Source organism: Escherichia sp. KS167_9B, from assembly GCF_030295215.1.
Classification (GTDB): Bacteria; Pseudomonadota; Gammaproteobacteria; order Enterobacterales; family Enterobacteriaceae; genus Escherichia; species Escherichia coli_F.
The window spans coordinates 2,439,701-2,458,255 of sequence record NZ_AP025754.1 but is presented as its reverse complement, the minus strand read 5'-3'; the positions used below and the strand labels follow the sequence as shown (position 1 = coordinate 2,458,255).

Annotated in this window: 17 protein-coding genes; 10 read left to right on the top strand and 7 right to left on the bottom strand. The window is 43.0% G+C overall.

From position 1 onward, the window contains the following. Positions 1-20 precede the first annotated feature (20 nt). From QUE34_RS12400 to wzzB, 10 genes are all read left to right on the top strand, one after another. Entirely contained in the window at positions 21-1,268 is a 1,248-nt protein-coding gene (locus tag QUE34_RS12400) for an oligosaccharide flippase family protein (RefSeq protein WP_064735145.1), read from the top strand. Positions 1,269-1,279: 11 nt separating this feature from the next. Next, a complete protein-coding gene (gene wecB / locus QUE34_RS12395) occupies positions 1,280-2,413 on the top strand; it encodes a non-hydrolyzing UDP-N-acetylglucosamine 2-epimerase (RefSeq protein WP_032303307.1) in 1,134 nt (377 codons plus the stop codon). A gap of 67 nt (positions 2,414-2,480) precedes the next feature. Continuing rightward, positions 2,481-3,554: a glycosyltransferase family protein gene (locus tag QUE34_RS12390; protein WP_105268642.1), complete on the top strand. Its 1,074-nt coding sequence runs from the start codon at positions 2,481-2,483 to the stop codon at positions 3,552-3,554. Positions 3,555-3,745: 191 nt separating this feature from the next. Next, positions 3,746-4,765 (top strand): EpsG family protein, encoded by a 1,020-nt coding sequence (locus tag QUE34_RS12385; protein WP_105268643.1) that lies wholly within the window; start codon positions 3,746-3,748, stop codon positions 4,763-4,765. Between the two features lie 25 nt (positions 4,766-4,790). Further along, positions 4,791-5,705 (top strand): glycosyltransferase family 2 protein, encoded by a 915-nt coding sequence (locus QUE34_RS12380; RefSeq protein WP_032303305.1) that lies wholly within the window; start codon positions 4,791-4,793, stop codon positions 5,703-5,705. A gap of 1 nt (position 5,706) precedes the next feature. Beyond that, a complete protein-coding gene (locus QUE34_RS12375) occupies positions 5,707-6,852 on the top strand; it encodes a glycosyltransferase family 4 protein (RefSeq protein ID WP_032303304.1) in 1,146 nt (381 codons plus the stop codon). Between the two features lie 234 nt (positions 6,853-7,086). Further along, entirely contained in the window at positions 7,087-8,493 is a 1,407-nt protein-coding gene (gnd, locus tag QUE34_RS12370; RefSeq protein WP_000043483.1) for an NADP-dependent phosphogluconate dehydrogenase, read from the top strand. A 248-nt stretch (positions 8,494-8,741) separates the two neighbouring features. After that, the gene (gene ugd, locus QUE34_RS12365; RefSeq protein ID WP_000704862.1) at positions 8,742-9,908 is read left to right on the top strand and encodes a UDP-glucose 6-dehydrogenase; all 1,167 of its coding nucleotides are present in this window, start codon (positions 8,742-8,744) and stop codon (positions 9,906-9,908) included. 160 nt (positions 9,909-10,068) lie between these two features. Beyond that, the gene (locus QUE34_RS12360) at positions 10,069-11,205 is read left to right on the top strand and encodes an ISAs1 family transposase (RefSeq protein ID WP_032303302.1); all 1,137 of its coding nucleotides are present in this window, start codon (positions 10,069-10,071) and stop codon (positions 11,203-11,205) included. Positions 11,206-11,354: 149 nt separating this feature from the next. Then, positions 11,355-12,332 (top strand): LPS O-antigen chain length determinant protein WzzB, encoded by a 978-nt coding sequence (wzzB, locus tag QUE34_RS12355; RefSeq protein ID WP_032303301.1) that lies wholly within the window; start codon positions 11,355-11,357, stop codon positions 12,330-12,332. Positions 12,333-12,426: 94 nt separating this feature from the next. Here wzzB and hisIE read toward each other — a convergent pair whose 3' ends face one another. From hisIE to hisD, 7 genes are read right to left on the bottom strand one after another with little or no spacing between them, the layout of a single operon-like run. Next, a complete protein-coding gene (gene hisIE, locus QUE34_RS12350) occupies positions 12,427-13,038 on the bottom strand; it encodes a bifunctional phosphoribosyl-AMP cyclohydrolase/phosphoribosyl-ATP diphosphatase HisIE (RefSeq protein ID WP_032303300.1) in 612 nt (203 codons plus the stop codon). Continuing rightward, positions 13,032-13,808, bottom strand: a complete 777-nt coding sequence (gene hisF / locus QUE34_RS12345) for an imidazole glycerol phosphate synthase subunit HisF (protein WP_000880182.1) — start codon at positions 13,806-13,808, stop codon at positions 13,032-13,034. The genes hisIE and hisF overlap by 7 nt, the downstream gene beginning before the upstream one ends. Beyond that, entirely contained in the window at positions 13,790-14,527 is a 738-nt protein-coding gene (gene hisA, locus QUE34_RS12340; RefSeq protein ID WP_000586449.1) for a 1-(5-phosphoribosyl)-5-[(5-phosphoribosylamino)methylideneamino]imidazole-4-carboxamide isomerase, read from the bottom strand. Before hisA ends, hisF begins: the two co-directional genes overlap by 19 nt. Then, positions 14,527-15,117 (bottom strand): imidazole glycerol phosphate synthase subunit HisH, encoded by a 591-nt coding sequence (hisH, locus tag QUE34_RS12335; RefSeq protein ID WP_001103560.1) that lies wholly within the window; start codon positions 15,115-15,117, stop codon positions 14,527-14,529. The genes hisA and hisH overlap by 1 nt, the downstream gene beginning before the upstream one ends. Further along, entirely contained in the window at positions 15,117-16,184 is a 1,068-nt protein-coding gene (gene hisB / locus QUE34_RS12330) for a bifunctional histidinol-phosphatase/imidazoleglycerol-phosphate dehydratase HisB (RefSeq protein ID WP_000080079.1), read from the bottom strand. Before hisB ends, hisH begins: the two co-directional genes overlap by 1 nt. Next, positions 16,184-17,254, bottom strand: coding sequence for a histidinol-phosphate transaminase (hisC, locus tag QUE34_RS12325; protein WP_032303299.1), 1,071 nt, complete (start codon positions 17,252-17,254; stop codon positions 16,184-16,186). The genes hisB and hisC overlap by 1 nt, the downstream gene beginning before the upstream one ends. Beyond that, entirely contained in the window at positions 17,251-18,555 is a 1,305-nt protein-coding gene (hisD, locus tag QUE34_RS12320) for a histidinol dehydrogenase (protein ID WP_032303298.1), read from the bottom strand. The genes hisC and hisD overlap by 4 nt, the downstream gene beginning before the upstream one ends.

Genomic DNA, 18,555 nt, shown 5'->3' with positions numbered 1-18,555 from the left:
TTACGCAAGAGGTTTTTTTGTTGATAAATAAAGATTACAAAAATGTAATATATAATGCTGGCTATTTGCTATGTACTCAAGGTGTTGCGTATCTTGCACCGATTATCGTGCTGGGTCATCTTATAACAACCTTGGGAATTGATGGCTTTGGCAAATATGCATTTGCATTGGTACTGATGGCTTATTTCCAGGTTGTTATTGATTATGGATTTGCTTACAGTTCCAGTCGAGCTATTTCACAAAGTAGAGATAATATTTGTCAAATATCACGTATATATTTCGCAACCAATTTCATCAAATTTGTTCTAACAATTTTATTATATAGCGTCTTATATATTATATGCTGGAGTTTTGTTAATGATAGCAATTATTATACTATAATACTCAGTGCCTTTTTATGGGCATTTTCTAATTCAATGTACCCACTATGGTTTTATCAAGGCATTGAAAGATTAAAAGTAGTTGCTGTTATCAATATTTTATCGCGAATAATGTCATGTATTTGTGTGTTATATTTTGTTCGTAATGAAAATGATATTAGTACTGCTATATTTTCACAAGCATTTCCTGTGCTTATTGGCGCGGTTTATGCTAACATATATATTATTCAAAAAAAATATATAAATTTCATACTGCCTTCTATAAAATATATAATGGTATCCCTTAAGGAAGGGTGGGATTATTTTTTAGCAACACTTGCCTCAACATTGCTAACAAACAGTGCTGTTTTTATTCTTGGTATATACCATACGCCATCTACTGTAGGTATCTATGCAGTTGTAGAGCGAATAGCAAAAGCTATAGTATCATTATTTTCTCCGTTGACGCAGTCACTTTATCCACATAGTTGTAGGAAGTTTAAGGAATCATTTGATGTCGGCATGTCGTCAGCTATACGCACTGGGCGTCCCTTAGTTTTATTAGGTCTAATCGTAAGTTTGATTTTTATACTTACATGGTGGATCGTATCTTCTAGAGAAGATTTGCCCCAAGAAACTCTGGCTTTTGCCTTCTTACTTGCTCCATGGATGTGTTTGGGCGTTCTTAATAATGTTCTTGGTATTCAAATCCTGAGTGCCGCAGGTTTTGCCAAAATGTATAGTTGTAGTTTCATTTATTCTGCTGTATTTACGGTAATTTTTCTTTTATTACTTGCAGGCTTATATAATGGTTATGGGGCTGCAATAGCAGTATCGAGTGGAGAACTACTTTTAAGCATACTGCTGCTAAGTAATATAAGTAAGATCAAAAATCAACATTTTATTTAAAGAAATTTAATATGAAAAAGATATTTCTAATTTTTGGTACTCGACCAGAAGCAATAAAAATGGCTCCTTTAATAGAAAGCTTAAAGGGGGATAATAGATTTTGCTGCAAGGTTTGTGTAACGGGCCAGCATCGTGAAATGCTCGATCAAGTTTTAGACCTGTTCCAAATAAAGCCGGACTATGATTTAAATGTAATGAAGCCGGGACAAACACTTGTATCTCTGACTAGTATTATCTTAGACAAGCTTAATGAGATCTTTATAGCAGATAAACCCGATATGATTCTCGTTCATGGAGATACAACTACTACTATAGCTGCGTCCCTTGCAGCATATTATAATCAAGTAAGGATCGGTCACGTAGAAGCTGGACTACGTACCGGAGACTTATACTCCCCTTGGCCTGAGGAAGGAAATCGCAAACTTACAGCTGCTATAACTGATTTGCACTTTGCTCCAACAGAGACTGCAAAATTAAATTTATTAAAAGAAAATATAGCTGAAAAAAATATTTATATAGTTGGTAATACTGTTATTGATGCACTTATGGCTATTGTTACCAAAGTTCGCAAAGAGCCGGAATTGCAGAAAGAAATGGTGAAAAATCTTCCATTTGATGTCAACACCAATAAAATTATCTTAATAACAGGTCATAGAAGAGAAAACTTCGGGATTGGTTTTGAAAATATATTTTTCGCAATTCGTAATGCTGCATTGAAATTCAAAGATTATAATTTTGTATATCCGGTACATCTTAATCCGTCAGTACGGAAACCGGTAAAAGACATACTAAGTGGCATAAGTAATATCTACCTGATTGAACCATTAGAGTATATGCAGTTCGTTTATTTAATGGACAAAGCATATATTATTGTGACTGATTCTGGTGGTATTCAAGAAGAAGCTCCGTCTTTAGGAAAACCTGTTTTAGTTACAAGAGACACTACAGAGAGACCGGAAGCTGTTACAGCTGGTACTGTTAGACTAGTAGGTACTGATAAAGACATAATATTTAATGAATTGAACCTTTTACTGACTGATAAAAGTGTATATGAAAAAATGTCAACTGCTTCTAATCCGTATGGTGATGGTCAAACCTCGACACGAATAACAGAGATATTGGCTGAATGGTATAATTTAAACTAATAATATGTAACTTGTTAATATTATTAGTAATTTAAAAAATTGATTAAAATCTGGCTAACGGTGTAATATGATTTTGTTTATAGCTGACTTTCCTACAGAAGAAAATATTCGTGATGGTATGTTTCAAAGAATTTCTGCGATAGATTCTTTAACGCAAAATAAGGAGAGAGTATATTTAAATATTTCATTTAGGAAAAATACAAAAAGAAAAATATCTGTTTACGATACTTGCAAAGTAGAGAGTCTAAATTATTTTTTACATAATCGGACAATAAGAGAATATTTAAAAAAAGCTACGATAATTTATGTTCACTCAGTATATAACATGTTGAAAATATATCCCTTTGGTGATTATAATAAAATTATTCTTGATATACACGGGGTAGTTCCTGAGGAAATGAGATTCCTTGGTAAAAGAGCAAAAGCATCCATTTATAATATAATTGAGAGGGAATCGATACAGAGGTGCTTTAAAATAATACATGTTACTTCGGAAATGAAAAAATTTTACGAGGCTAAATATAATACTAGTTTAGATAAAAGATCTATTGTATTGCCAATTTTTGAAAAGAACAAGATTCATGTTGATCAGAATAAATGGAATTCAAATGTGTATGAATTCATTTATGCAGGGGGCATGCAAGCTTGGCAAAATATTGATTTGATGATAGAGACAACTAAACGGACATATAATAAAAATATCAAATTCAACTTTTTCTTTCCGCAAAATTTAATTTGTGAATTCAATAGTAGAATCGGTAATTGTTTTAATGATAAAAATATTACAGTTGATTCATTGCCAAAAGAAGATGTAATTAATGTTATGGCTAGCTGCCATTTGGGATTTGTTTTAAGAGATGACATAGTTGTAAATAGAGTTGCCTGCCCAACTAAATTAATTGAATACCTTGAATGTGGTGTTGTTCCTGTTGTTAAATCTCCAGATATAGGTGATTTCAATTCGCTAGGCTATTCATTTATTAAAGTTGATGAAATTTGTAGTCCTCTTAAAATGGAAGAATTATATGAAAAAGTTGAAAATAATTATAGAGTGTTAGCTCATTTTCAAAGTCTAACCGAGCATTCCAAACTAGTATTGATAAATATTTTTAAAGGGGCTAATACGGACTTGGAAAATTAATGTATTAAAAGATGTCAAAAACCTGACGTAGGGACATTATCTATTCACGTATTTTCTGAAATATTAAAGATTATGATTTCTATAAGAAAAGATCATGGAGCGTTTATTGCAAACCAAGATCTTTACTTGGGGGAGGGTTATTTCTCTAAACTAAAATGCATGCAAAACATATTACCTTTTAAGAGATTAACATGCAAATAAGAACTCGTAATTTATTGTTTTTTATAATGGTGCTGTGTGCTACCATTTTTGCTATGAAAATAATGCCATATTCTAACGACCATCAAGCATATTTGGATTTATATAAATTTACTATCTATGATTCATCTTATGAAAGAATGGAAGTCGGATTCAAAAGTTTTATGGTGTTATTTAAATCAATAGATTTTAGTTTTGAATTTCTTTGGCTTTTAATTGCTTTTACTTCCGTACTATTAAAATTTTATGTACTAAAATCGTTTGATTCAAAAATCTCAGTATTATTTTGGTTATATTTTTTATATTGCATATCATTATTGGCTTTACACGAAGGTACGCAAATACGCGCAGCTATTGCAATAGCCATAGGCATGGTGGGATACCGATGTAAAAATAAACGACTTGGAGTTTGCTTACTTCTATTTTCAGCAATGTTTCATTATTCAGCCATTTTATTCATCGTCTTATATATGCTAAATATTGTAGCCAAACCGTATAAGTTTACCTGGTTACTTGTTGTTATTTCTATATCAACAATTATGCCTTTATTTTTACAACAATATTCAAATATATTGGAGAGTATTAATCCATTATTTACATTATATCTACAGAACTCCGATGATACGCAGATAAACAAGTTTTCATTTACTTCGATATTTGCTATTGCATTTTTTATAATAAATTTCTTCCTTGGCAGAAGACTTAACTGTTATAATACCAATAATGATTTTATTTTTAAACAATATAATTTGTTTTCATTTCTTTATCTTTCAAGTATAATACTTTTATCAGCATTATCATTTTCTCCGGTTATATCAATAAGATTGTATGAGTTATTTTCCCTAAGCCCTTTTGTTATTATTGCAATACTATATGCTAAAAGTTTTAAAATTATTTTTCATTCCGATTCAAGGCTGGCTTTTTTTAGAAGAACACTGTTCTCAGTTCTTTGGCTAATTTCAGTACATCGATTTATAGCTTATTATTATGTTAATCCAATCATTAAATTTTAAATTAAATGATAAGAAGGAATTTATTGTGTCATCAGAAGCTTCATCTGTAACGGCGATCCTTGTTACATTCAACCCGGAACCAAATATATTTTATAAAGTAATAGACTCTTTATCTTCACAATTACAAAATATTATTATTGTTGATAATTCATCCAAAAACAGAAAGGAATTCGAATTTTTTCTAAACCAGCAAAATGGTATAATATTGTTGCCCCAAGAGAATAATATAGGATTGGCGGCAGCACAAAATATCGGCATTAAATATGCAAAAGATATATTAAATTCGACACATATAATTTTATTTGATCAGGATAGCATCATAGAACCCAACTTTGTTGTGAATTTAATTAATGAGGAATTAAAGTTAAAACATGAAGGTTATAAAATTGCAGCAATAGGTCCCAGCTTTTATGACCCTGAGAATAATAAAATTTATCCGGCCACTTTATACTGTGGTCCATTCATACGAAAAGTTATGCTTGATAAACAACCAGTTGAAGCAACCTTTCTGATAGCATCAGGTTGCTTGATTAATATGGATGTTATCAAACATATTGGATATATGCTTGAGGATCTTTTTATAGATTACATTGATGTTGAATGGTCACTGCGTGCAAAAAAATTTGGCTATAAATTATTTATTACTCCCAAATCTTCTATGGCTCACTCAATTGGTGATAAACGTATCTCTTTTTTTGGACGTACTATATCTTGTCATAGTCCATTGCGTCGTTATTATCTTGTTCGGAATAGTTTCAAAATGCTGAGATTACCTTATGTTCCTATTGGATATAAAATTCGTGAAACTATCTTCAATATTTTAAGAGTCATCATTGGGTTTGCAACGAGTACAGATAAGAAAAGTTTCACTAAATATACTGTCGTTGCATTTAAGGACGGCGTTTCTGGTAAGTTTGGGCCTTGTAAGTATAAGTTTTGATATGATTAAAATTGCTCACATACAACTTCTTCCGCTATTAAGTGGTGTCCAACGAGTTTGCCTGGACGAATTAATTCGTCTTGACCCAAGGACATTTGATAGGTATTTGATATGTAAAGAGGAGGGCCCCCTAACAATTGAAGCGCAAAAATATGGAATAAAATGTTTATTTGTGAAATCTCTTGTTAGAGAGATATCGTTAAAAAACGATTTTAAAGCACTTTGGTATTTATGGAAACTTATTAAGCAGCATAATTTTGATATCGTTCATACCCACTCATCTAAGACAGGGGTGCTAGGACGAGTTGCTGCGTGGCTAGGTAGCACGAAACTGATAGTACATACTGTCCATGGATTTTCCTTTCCTGCTGCTAAAAATAAATTACAAAAATTATTATTTTATTTAATGGAAAAAATTGGTTCTCTTTGTGGTGACGTAATAATTTGCTTGCATGAAGATGATGCTAAAATAGCACAAACCATACTTAGGACCGGTAAGGATAAAATATTCATAATAAGTAATGGCGTTGATACGGAAAAATTCAGACCATATGCTAAAAATGATAAGGAACTTTGCCGGCGTAATATATACAATATTTGCGATGACGATATTATTATTGGGATGATAGGACGTCTTTGGCCACAAAAAAACCCACTTTGTTTATTAAAGGCTATTTCACAACTTATTAAAAGTAATAAAAAAATAAAATGTGTTTTTATTGGTGATGGTGAGTTATATGGTGAAATGGCTGACTTCATTAATGATAATGCACTTCATGATAGTGTTCAATTATTGGGGTGGCGTAATGATACACCTATTTTACTTAATGCTATGGATATCTTTGTATTACCTTCCCTTTGGGAGGGGATGCCATTAGCTATTCTTGAAGCCAAAAGTTGTGGGCTTCCTTGTGTCGTATCCAATATTCAAGGGAATCGCAACATAATTAACGGAGTTGATAATGGACTATTGTTTGATTTGAATTTAAATTGGCATGATTTACATGATAAATTAAAACTGCTTATTGAAGATTCAAGATTAAGAACTATCCTTGGCAAAAACTCGCGTCTTGATGTGATGATTAATCATAATATTTCAAGTAGAATTAAAAAGATAGAAAAACTGTATTTAAACAAGATCGTGTAGAGTATATTCATGTTATAAACACCAAATTGTTTTTGCATGTTTTTTATTCTGTTCTTGAGGCGTGTTTTTAAATTAAATCATATTTCAAGTTGATTTAATTCTAATGTTAATAATGGAAAAGTTATGTTATATATAATATAAGTATGATAAATAAACATATATTATTTATCATAATTATATGTTACAACATGTGTCAATCTGGCACGGTGACTACCCCCCTGACAGGAGTAAACAATGTCAAAGCAACAGATCGGCGTCGTCGGTATGGCAGTGATGGGGCGCAACCTTGCGCTCAACATCGAAAGCCGTGGTTATACCGTCTCTATTTTCAACCGCTCCCGTGAAAAGACGGAAGAAGTGATTGCCGAGAATCCAGGCAAGAAACTGGTTCCTTACTATACGGTGAAAGAGTTTGTTGAATCTCTGGAAACGCCTCGTCGCATCCTGTTAATGGTGAAAGCAGGTGCAGGCACGGATGCTGCTATTGATTCCCTCAAACCATATCTCGATAAAGGCGACATCATCATTGATGGTGGTAACACCTTCTTCCAGGACACCATTCGTCGTAATCGTGAGCTTTCTGCAGAAGGCTTTAACTTCATTGGTACCGGTGTTTCCGGCGGTGAAGAAGGTGCGCTGAAAGGTCCTTCCATTATGCCTGGTGGGCAGAAAGAAGCCTATGAACTGGTTGCACCGATCCTGACCAAAATCGCCGCAGTGGCTGAAGACGGTGAGCCATGCGTTACCTATATTGGTGCCGATGGTGCAGGTCATTATGTGAAGATGGTTCACAACGGTATTGAATACGGTGATATGCAGCTGATTGCCGAAGCCTATTCTCTGCTAAAAGGTGGCCTGAACCTTACCAACGAAGAACTGGCACAGACCTTTACCGAGTGGAATAACGGTGAACTGAGCAGCTACCTGATCGACATCACTAAAGACATCTTCACTAAAAAAGATGAAGACGGTAACTACCTGGTTGATGTGATTCTGGATGAAGCGGCTAACAAAGGTACCGGTAAATGGACCAGCCAGAGTGCGCTGGATCTCGGCGAACCGCTGTCGCTGATTACCGAGTCTGTGTTTGCACGTTATATCTCTTCTCTGAAAGATCAGCGTGTTGCCGCATCTAAAGTTCTCTCTGGCCCGCAAGCACAGCCAGCAGGCGATAAGGCTGAGTTTATCGAGAAAGTTCGTCGTGCGCTGTATCTGGGCAAAATCGTTTCTTACGCTCAGGGCTTCTCTCAGTTGCGTGCGGCGTCTGAAGAGTACAACTGGGATCTGAACTACGGCGAAATAGCGAAGATTTTCCGTGCTGGCTGCATCATCCGTGCGCAGTTCCTGCAGAAAATCACCGATGCTTATGCCGAAAATCCGCAGATCGCTAACCTGCTGCTGGCTCCGTACTTCAAGCAAATTGCCGATGACTACCAGCAGGCGCTGCGTGATGTCGTTGCTTATGCAGTACAGAACGGTATCCCGGTTCCGACCTTCGCCGCTGCGGTTGCCTATTACGATAGCTACCGTGCCGCTGTTCTGCCTGCGAACCTGATCCAGGCACAGCGTGACTATTTCGGTGCACATACTTATAAGCGCATTGATAAAGAAGGTGTGTTCCATACTGAATGGCTGGATTAATCTGATTTAACCAACAATAAAATTGAGGCCCGGCGTATATTGCACCGGGCTTTTTTTTGCCAATTATCTTATAGACTAAATTTTACTGCTTAATATTAACTTAATAAATATCAGCTATTCTTATAAAGAAAATCTGAATTGTTTTTCGTTGCGTTGACCATCGAACAACGTAGCGTTAAAACTTTTAGCTCTTATCAGGATGCTAAAAACATCATGATTCACAGTTAAGTTAATTCTGAGAGCATGAAATGAAAATCACCATTTCCGGTACTGGCTATGTAGGCTTGTCAAACGGGCTTCTAATCGCACAAAATCATGAGGTTGTGGCATTAGATATTTTACCGTCACGCGTTGCTATGCTGAATGATCGGATATCTCCTATAGTTGATAAGGAAATTCAGCAGTTTTTGCAATCAGATAAAATACACTTTAATGCCACATTAGATAAAAATGAAGCCTACCGGGATGCTGATTATGTCATCATCGCCACTCCAACCGACTATGATCCTAAAACTAATTATTTCAATACATCGAGTGTAGAATCAGTAATTAAGGACGTAGTAGAGATAAATCCTTATGCGGTTATGGTCATCAAATCAACGGTACCCGTTGGCTTTACCGCAGCGATGCATAAGAAATATCGTACTGAAAATATTATTTTCTCTCCGGAATTTCTCCGTGAGGGTAAAGCCCTTTACGATAATCTCCATCCTTCACGTATTGTCATCGGTGAGCGTTCAGAACGCGCAGAACGTTTTGCTGCTCTGTTACAGGAAGGCGCGATTAAGCAAAATATCCCGACCCTGTTTACCGACTCAACCGAAGCAGAAGCGATTAAACTTTTCGCTAATACCTATCTGGCGATGCGCGTAGCGTACTTTAATGAACTGGATAGCTATGCAGAAAGTTTAGGTCTGAATACTCGCCAGATTATCGAAGGCGTTTGTCTCGATCCGCGTATTGGCAACCATTACAACAATCCGTCGTTTGGTTATGGTGGTTATTGTCTGCCGAAAGATACCAAGCAGTTACTGGCGAACTACCAGTCTGTGCCGAATAACCTGATTTCGGCAATTGTCGATGCTAACCGCACACGTAAAGACTTTATTGCCGATGCCATTTTGTCACGCAAACCGCAAGTGGTGGGTATTTATCGTCTGATTATGAAGAGCGGGTCAGATAACTTCCGTGCGTCTTCCATTCAGGGGATTATGAAACGTATCAAGGCGAAAGGCGTTGAAGTAATCATTTACGAACCGGTGATGAAAGAAGATTCATTCTTCAACTCTCGCCTGGAACGTGATCTCGCCACCTTCAAACAACAAGCCGACGTCATTATCTCCAACCGTATGGCAGAAGAGCTTAAGGATGTGGCAGATAAGGTCTACACCCGCGATCTCTTTGGCAGCGACTAACATCTTGTTATCAGGGCAGGGAAAGATCACGTAACGCTGCTTTTTTGTACTAAACAATTCGCATTTTATGTTTAAAAATTGAGATATTCCTCATTACCTGAAGCTGTTTTTTATTGCTTATACATGATCAAATACTCCTTACATAATTAAGGAGAACAAAATGGTACTTAAAAAATTGATGGAACATATTTCTATTATCCCCGATTACAGACAAGCCTGGAAAGTGGAACATAAATTATCGGATATTCTACTGTTGACTATTTGCGCCGTTATTTCGGGTGCAGAAGGTTGGGAAGATATAGAGGATTTTGGGGAAACACATCTCGATTTTTTGAAGCAATATGGTGATTTTGAAAATGGTATTCCTGTTCACGATACCATTGCCAGAGTTGTATCCTGTATCAGTCTTGCAAAATTTCACGAGTGCTTTATTAACTGGATGCGTGACTGCCATTCTTCAGATGATAAAGGCGTCATTGCAATTGATGGAAAAACGCTCCGGCACTCTTATGACAAGAGTCGCCGCAGGGGAGCGATTCATGTCATTAGTGCGTTCTCAACAATGCACAGTCTGGTCATCGGACAGATCAAGACGGATGAGAAATCCAATGAGATTACAGCTATCCCAGAACTTCTTAACATGCTGGATATTAAAGGAAAAATCATCACAACTGATGCGATGGGTTGCCAGAAAGATATTGCAGAGAAGATACAAAAACAGGGAGGTGATTATTTATTCGCTGTAAAAGGAAACCAGGGGCGGCTAAATAAAGGCTTCGAGGAAAAATTTCCGCTGAAAGAATTAAATAATCCAGAGCATGACAGTTACGCAATTAGTGAAAAGAGTCACGGCAGAGAAGAAATCCGTCTTCACATTGTTTGCGATGTCCCTGATGAACTTATTGATTTCACGTTTGAATGGAAAGGTCTGAAGAAATTATGTGTGGCAGTCTCCTTTCGGTCAGTAATAGCAGAACAAAATAAAGAGTCTGAAATGACGGTCAGATATTATATCAGTTCTGCTGATTTAACCGCAGAGAAGTTCGCCACAGCAATCCGAAACCACTGGCACGTGGAGAATAAGCTGCACTGGCGTCTGGACGTGGTAATGAATGAAGACGACTGCAAAATAAGAAGAGGAAATGCAGCAGAATTATTTTCAGGGATACGGCACATCGCTATTAATATTTTGACGAATGATAAGGTATTCAAGGCAGGGTTAAGACGTAAGATGCGAAAAGCAGCCATGGACAGAAAGTATCTGGCGTCAGTCCTTGCGGGGAGCGGGCTTTCGTAATCTTTCCCTGGTTATCAGGGCTATTTACGCCCTGATTGTCTTTTGTTACTTCCTCAACAATTCATTATTTTTATCACTTATCCTATAGCATTCACGAGGATTATCGCTAAACTATGCGGACTTGGAAATTTCCGTCAGTTAGGGTAATGATGAGAGTAGAAAATAATAATGTTTCTGGGCAAAACCATGACCCGGAACAGATTGATTTGATTGATTTACTAGTGCAGTTGTGGCGTGGCAAGATGACAATCATCATTTCCGTCATTGTGGCTATTGCCCTGGCTATTGGATATTTGGCAGTAGCGAAGGAGAAATGGACGTCAACAGCAATTATCACTCAGCCCGACGTGGGGCAAATTGCTGGCTATAACAATGCCATGAATGTTATCTATGGTCAGGCTGCACCGAAAGTATCGGATTTGCAGGAGACGTTAATTGGTCGCTTCAGTTCTGCCTTCTCTGCATTAGCAGAAACGCTGGATAATCAGGAAGAACCAGAAAAACTTACCATCGAACCTTCTGTTAAGAACCAGCAATTACCATTGACTGTTTCTTATGTTGGGCAAACTGCAGAGGGCGCACAAATGAAGTTGGCCCAATACATTCAGCAAGTTGACGATAAAGTGAATCAAGAGCTAGAAAAGGATCTCAAGGACAACATTGCTCTGGGACGGAAAAACTTGCAGGACTCTTTAATAACACAGGAAGTGGTTGCGCAGGAACAGAAAGATCTGCGTATCCGTCAGATTCAGGAAGCGTTGCAGTATGCAAATCAGGCGCAGGTGACAAAGCCACAGGTTCAGCAGACTGAAGATGTGACGCAAGATACGTTGTTCCTTTTGGGGAGCGAAGCGCTGGAGTCGATGATTAAGCACGAGGCGACCCGTCCGTTGGTGTTCTCGCCAAACTACTATCAGACTCGTCAAAACCTGCTGGATATCGAAAACTTAAAGGTTGATGATCTTGATATTCATGCTTACCGTTATGTGATGAAACCGACGTTACCTATTCGTCGCGATAGCCCGAAAAAGGCAATTACCTTGATTCTGGCGGTGCTGCTGGGCGGCATGGTTGGCGCGGGGATTGTGCTGGGGCGTAACGCTCTGCGTAATTACAACGCGAAGTAATCTTTTTGGTTTTAAAGAAAATGGGCAGGGTGGTGACACCTTGCCTTTTTTTTGCCGGATGCGACAACAACATCGCATCCGGTCAGCACGCAACTCACTGATGCCGTTTACGCAGGTTCTCAATCACCGTTGTTAAATCCAGCCCCTGATCCTGCAACAACACTAACAGGTGATACATCAAATCCGATGCCTCGTTGGTCAGCTCAAAGCGGTCATGTACCGTCGCGGCCAGTGCGGTTTCCACGCCTTCTTCGCCCACTTTCTGCGCAATGCGCTTGGTGCCGCTGGCATACAGTTTGGCGGTGTAGGAGGTTTCCGGGTCGGCAGATTTACGTTCGGCGAGCAGTTGTTCCAGTTGATATAGGAACAACCACTGGTGAGCGGTGTTGCCGAAGCAGCTGTTGGTGCCTTTGTGGCAGGTCGGGCCGATGGGATTCGCCAGCACCAGCAATGTGTCGTTGTCGCAGTCCGGCGCAATGCTCACTACGTTGAGGAAATTGCCCGACGTTTCGCCTTTGGTCCACAGTCGCTGTTTAGTGCGCGAGAAGAAGGTGACTTTGCCGCTTTCGATGGTTTTGTCTAAGGCTTCCGGGTCCATATAGCCCAGCATTAGCACTTCGCCGGATACCGCGTGTTGCACAATTACCGGCAGCAGTCCGTCGGTTTTTTCCCAGTCCAGTTCGCGACGTTGTTGTTCTGTTAACATATCCTGATCTCCACGCCCTGTGTTGCCAGGTACGCTTTTAATTCACCAATATTGATTATTTGTTTGTGGAATACGGAAGCCGCCAGCGCGCCGTCAACGTCGGCATCGCGGAAGGCTTCGAGGAAGTGTTCCATGGTGCCTGCGCCACCGGAGGCAATCAGCGGGACGTGGCAAACTTCACGCACTTTTTTCAGTTGTTCGAGATCGTAACCGTTACGCACGCCGTCCTGATTCATCATGTTGAGGACGATTTCTCCGGCACCGCGTTTTTGCACTTCCTGTACCCAGTCGAGTGTTTCCCACTGAGTAACGCGGGTGCGGCTTTCATCGCCGGTATATTGATTCACATGATATTTACCGGTTTCGGCGTCGTACCAGGTATCAATACCGACCACAATACACTGCACGCCAAAGCGATCCGCCAGGCGAGTAATTAACGTCGGGTCCGCCAGCGCAGGGGAGTTAATGGAGATTTTATCCGCGCCAAAGGAAAGAATTTTCGCGGCATCTTCCAGAGACTTAATCCCACCCGCCACACAGAACGGAATGTCGATCACTTCCGCCACGCGGGATACCCAGCTTTTATCTACCACGCGTCCATCGCTGGAAGCGGTGATATCGTAGAACACCAGCTCGTCCGCACCTTCTTCGGCGTAGCGTTTTGCTAGCGGCACGATATCGCCAATGATTTCATGGTTGCGAAACTGTACGCCTTTCACCACCTGACCATCACGAACGTCGAGACATGGAATTATGCGTTTTGCCAGCATGCGATGGCCTCCTTCACGGTGAATTTACCTTCCAGTAATGCCCGACCAACTATTACGCCGCGCACACCAGTGCCACGCAGGGCAGCAACATCGTTAATGTCGCCAATGCCGCCGGAGGACTGAAATGCCACCTGCGGATATCTGGCGCACACTTCTTCATATAAAGAGACGTTAGAACCTGCCAGCGTGCCGTCGCGCGAGATATCGGTACACAGCACATGTTTCAGGCCGACGGGCAGATAGGTTTCCACCAGTTGTTCCAGCGAAACGCCTGAGTTCTCTTGCCAGCCGCTGACTGCCACCTGCTTGTTGCCTTGCTCGTCGATACGGACATCCAGCGCCAGCACTAAGGCATCGGCACCGAAGCGTTCAAACCAGCCTTTCACCATTTCTGGTGATTTCACCGCGGTGGAGCCAACCACCACACGCGCAACGCCTGCTTCCAGTAACGCCGCCACGTCTTCTTCGCTACGCACGCCGCCGCCAACCTGCACTGGAACGTTAACACCCGCGACCAGGGTTTTAATCAGCGGGATTTGACGTTTAGCCGGATCTTTTGCCCCGGTCAGATCCACCAGGTGCAGTACTTCGGCACCCTGCGCGGCGTAATCCTGTAAGCGTGGCAGCGGGTCGTTACCGTAATCGCGTTGTTTGCCGTAATCGCCCTGATGGAGACGCACCACGGTGCCGTCGATTAAATCTAATGCCGGAATAATCATCACATCTCCAGGAAATTTTTCAGCAACTTAGCGCCAGCGGCACCAGAACGCTCCGGGTGGAACTGCACGCCATAGAAGTTATCTTTTTGTACCGCCGCGGTGAACGGTTCGCCGTAGTTACACTGGGCGATGGTCCACGGATTGACCGGCATTGCGTAGCTGTGAACAAAGTAAAAGTACGCGCCGTCTTCAATCCCCTGAAACAGGCGGTTGCCTGCCTGCGGGTAAACACGATTCCAGCCCATATGCGGCAGCGGCAAACCAAAGTCGGTCATTTTCGGCACGTCTTCGTCGATGATGCCCAGCAAATCGACACCGTTGCTCTCTTCGCTGCGCCGCCCCAGCAGTTGCATCCCTAAGCAGATGCCCAGCACCGGTTGGGTACAGGCTTTGATGAGATCAAACAGTTCGCGCTCACGCACCTGATCCATCGCTGCTTGTGCGGTGCCAACGCCGGGTAAAAACAGTTTATCGGCCAGCAACACGACGTCCGGGTCACGGCTAACTTTGGGTTCATAACCGTGACGCGCAATGGCAGACTTCACCGAGTTCAAATTGGCGCAGCCGGTATCAAGGATCACCACGTTCATTACAGCACTCCTTTCGACGAGGGCAGGGTATCGCCTTCCACGCGGATAGCCTGGCGCAGGGTGCGACCAAAAGCTTTGAACAGACTCTCTACACGGTGGTGGTCGTTTTTACCTTTGGTTTTCAGGTGCAACGTCACGCCCATGGTGTAAGAGAGCGAACGGAAGAAGTGCTCGATCATTTCGGTGCTGAGATCGCCCACGCGCTGGTAGGTAAACTCGGCTTTATATTCCAGGTGCGGGCGACCAGAGATATCCAGCGCGCAGCGGGCAAGGCATTCGTCCATCGGCAGCACAAAACCGAAGCGGCAAATACCGCGTTTGTCGCCAAGAGCTATTTTTAACGCTTCGCCCAGCGCCAGACCGGTATCTTCGACAGTGTGGTGATCGTCGATATAGAGGTCGCCTTTAACGTTGATTTCCATACGGAAACCGCCGTGAGTGGCAATCTGATCCAGCATGTGATCAAAGAAGCCAACGCCGGTATTAATCTTGCTGCCACCCTCGCGATCCAGCCACACCTGAACGTCAATCTGCGTCTCTTTGGTGTTGCGCACCACGTGGGCATAACGATCGCGTTTAGTGAGTTGTTCGCCAATCATCGGCCAGTTCAGAGTATCGCGGTCGTAACGTAAACCATTAATGCCCATGTTTTCGGCCAGTTGAATATCGGTCGCGCGATCGCCAATAACATAACTGTTGGCACGATCCATCGCTTGCTCAGCCAGATAACGCTCCACCAGTTTGACTTTCGGCTTACGGCAGTCGCACTCATCGGCGGGCAGGTGTGGGCAAATCAGCACTTCATCAAACTGCACGCCTTGCGAGGTGAAGATCTGCATCATCAGGTTGTGCGGGCCATCAAAATCCGCCTGCGGGAAACTTTGTGTTCCCAGACCATCCTGATTAGTGATCATCACCAGCTTGTAGCCCGCTTTTTGCAGCTTCAGCAGTTCCGGGATCACGCCCGGTTCAAAGGCGAGTTTGTCAAAACGGTCCACCTGAAAATCACTCGGCGGTTCGCTAATCAGGGTTCCATCGCGATCGATAAAAAGATACTTCTGACTCATCAAACTTGCTCCGCACGTAAGGCGTCAATGACGCGCTGGCTTTCTTCACGGGTTCCGACGGTAATTCGCAGGCAGCCGCTTAAAGAGGGTTGTTTATTCTGATCACGTAAGATAATGCCCTGATCCCACAAAGATTTAAACACTGCGCTGGAGGCTTTAAAGCGCGCCAGAATGTAGTTGGTTTCAGAGTCGAAAACCTGCTCCACGCAGGGGAGCTCTTTCAGTGCGGCAATCAGGTATTCGCGTTCTGCAATAATTTGCGCCACCCGTTCGCGCATGGCGTCGATTCCCTGCGGGCTTAACGCCTGTGCGGCAATGTCGGCAACCGGCGTCGAGAGCGGGTAGGGGGCGATCACTTTCATCAGCAGGTTGATGACTTCTTCGTTTGCCAGCGTAAATCCGCAACGAAGCCCCGCCAACGCGAAGGCTTTCGAAAGGGTACGCAAAATAGCCAGGTGCGGATATTCCGCCAGCCAGCCAGCCAGCGATGCCTGCGGGCAAAACTCAATATAGGCTTCATCGGCAACCACAATCGCCTTACCGCGGGTTAACTCCAACAGAGTGCGAAAATCCTGCGGGTTGATCAGTTGCCCGGTTGGGTTGTTGGGGCTGCAAACGTAGACCACTTTTACCCCGTCCAGCTTGTCGGAAATGCCTTGTAAGTCCAGTTGCCAGTTGTCCAGCGTCGACACTGTGCGGCATTCGACACCAATGGTTTCGGCGCTAACGCTGTACATGCCATACGTTGGCGGACAGTAGAGGATGGCGTCTTTACCCGGTTCGCAAAAAGCGCGGATCAGCAGTTCAATACCTTCGTCCGCGCCACGGCTGACCAGCACCTGTTCCGGTTTTACGCCTGCATATTGCGCGTAATTTTCAACCACTGCTTTTGGCTGGCATTCCGGGTAGCGATTGAGCGTTTGCTGAGTAAGCTGAAACTCCACGGCTGTGGGATATTCGTTGGCGTTCAGCCAGACGTCGCCGTTACCGCCCAGACGACGCGCCGACTGATACGGCGTCAGGTTGCGGACGTTTTCACGCGCTAAATCGGTAATAGTCACGGTGCTCATGCTTGCTCCTTAAGGACGTTAACACGCAAAGTAACGGCATTTTTGTGGGCGGTCAGGCGCTCGGCGGCGGCCAGTGTTTCAATGGTCGAAGCCAGCGCGGAGAAACCTTCTTTCGACAGTTCCTGTACGGTCATGCGTTTCTGGAAATCTGCCAGCCCGAGGCTGGAACAGGTGGCGGTATAACCGTAAGTCGGCAGCACGTGGTTGGTGCCGGAGGCGTAATCACCTGCCGATTCCGGTGACCAGTCACCGAGAAATACCGAACCGGCGCTGGTGATGCCATCGACCAGATCGCGGGCGTTGCGGGTCTGAATGATCAGATGCTCCGGGCCGTACTGGTTGGAGATCTTCACGCACTGCGCTAAATCGTTGGTTACGATCAGGCGGCTGGCGCTCAGTGCCTGACGGGCGGTTTCGGCTCGCGGCAGTTCTGCCAGCTGGCGTTCGACGGCTTCGGCAACGCGACGCGCCATATCAGCATCAGGAGTCAGCAAAATCACCTGTGAATCCGGGCCGTGTTCAGCCTGAGAGAGCAAATCAGAAGCCACGAAATCCGGCGTTGCGCCGCTGTCGGCAATCACCAACACTTCCGATGGGCCTGCGGGCATATCGATCGCCGCACCGTCCAGACGCTGGCTCACCTGACGTTTTGCCTCGGTGACAAAGGCGTTGCCAGGCCCGAAGATTTTGTCCACTTTTGGCACGGATTCTGTACCAAACGCCAGTGCGGCAATGGCCTGTGCGCCGCCGACGTTAAACACGTCCTGCACGCCGCACAGCTGCGCCGCGTAAAGAATTTCATCGGCAATCGGCGGCGGTGAGCACAACACTACTTTTTTACAGCCTGCTATACGCGCCGGAGTTGCCAGCATTAATACCGTTGAGAAGAGCGGTGCGGAGCCGCCAGGAATATACAAACCCACTGAAGCGACCGGGCGCGTGACCTGCTGGCAACGCACGCCAGGCTGAGTTTCAACATCTACCGGCGGCAGTTTTTGCGCAGTGTGGAAGGTTTCAATATTCTTTACTGCCACCGCCATCGCTTGTTTTAGCTCGTCGCTCAGGCGTTCGCTGGCTGCGGCGATCTCATCCGCAGATACCTTCAACGCGGTAACCGTGGTTTTATCAAACTTCGCGCTGTATTCCCGCAAGGCCTCATCGCCACGCGTTTTCACGTTATCGAGAATATCGTTAACAGTGCGGGTAATACTTTCAGAGGCGGAGATCGCCGGGCGCATTAACAGCTGGCGTTGTTGCTCCGCAGTACAGCTATTCCAGTCAATGATTGTGTTAAAGCTCAT

Bases quoted from the DNA above. Each gene is read 5' to 3' on its own strand.
- ugd (WP_000704862.1), top strand. From the start codon at position 8,742: ATGAAAATCACCATTTCCGGTACTGGCTATGTAGGCTTGTCAAACGGG.
- hisB (WP_000080079.1), bottom strand. From the start codon at position 16,184: ATGAGTCAGAAGTATCTTTTTATCGATCGCGATGGAACCCTGATTAGC.
- QUE34_RS12385 (WP_105268643.1), top strand. From the start codon at position 3,746: ATGCAAATAAGAACTCGTAATTTATTGTTTTTTATAATGGTGCTGTGT.
- hisC (WP_032303299.1), bottom strand. From the start codon at position 17,254: ATGAGCACCGTGACTATTACCGATTTAGCGCGTGAAAACGTCCGCAAC.
- QUE34_RS12375 (WP_032303304.1), top strand. From the start codon at position 5,707: ATGATTAAAATTGCTCACATACAACTTCTTCCGCTATTAAGTGGTGTC.
- QUE34_RS12360 (WP_032303302.1), top strand. From the start codon at position 10,069: ATGGTACTTAAAAAATTGATGGAACATATTTCTATTATCCCCGATTAC.
- QUE34_RS12390 (WP_105268642.1), top strand. From the start codon at position 2,481: ATGATTTTGTTTATAGCTGACTTTCCTACAGAAGAAAATATTCGTGAT.
- hisIE (WP_032303300.1), bottom strand. From the start codon at position 13,038: ATGTTAACAGAACAACAACGTCGCGAACTGGACTGGGAAAAAACCGAC.
- hisF (WP_000880182.1), bottom strand. From the start codon at position 13,808: ATGCTGGCAAAACGCATAATTCCATGTCTCGACGTTCGTGATGGTCAG.
- hisD (WP_032303298.1), bottom strand. From the start codon at position 18,555: ATGAGCTTTAACACAATCATTGACTGGAATAGCTGTACTGCGGAGCAA.
- wzzB (WP_032303301.1), top strand. From the start codon at position 11,355: ATGAGAGTAGAAAATAATAATGTTTCTGGGCAAAACCATGACCCGGAA.
- wecB (WP_032303307.1), top strand. From the start codon at position 1,280: ATGAAAAAGATATTTCTAATTTTTGGTACTCGACCAGAAGCAATAAAA.
- gnd (WP_000043483.1), top strand. From the start codon at position 7,087: ATGTCAAAGCAACAGATCGGCGTCGTCGGTATGGCAGTGATGGGGCGC.
- hisH (WP_001103560.1), bottom strand. From the start codon at position 15,117: ATGAACGTGGTGATCCTTGATACCGGCTGCGCCAATTTGAACTCGGTG.
- hisA (WP_000586449.1), bottom strand. From the start codon at position 14,527: ATGATTATTCCGGCATTAGATTTAATCGACGGCACCGTGGTGCGTCTC.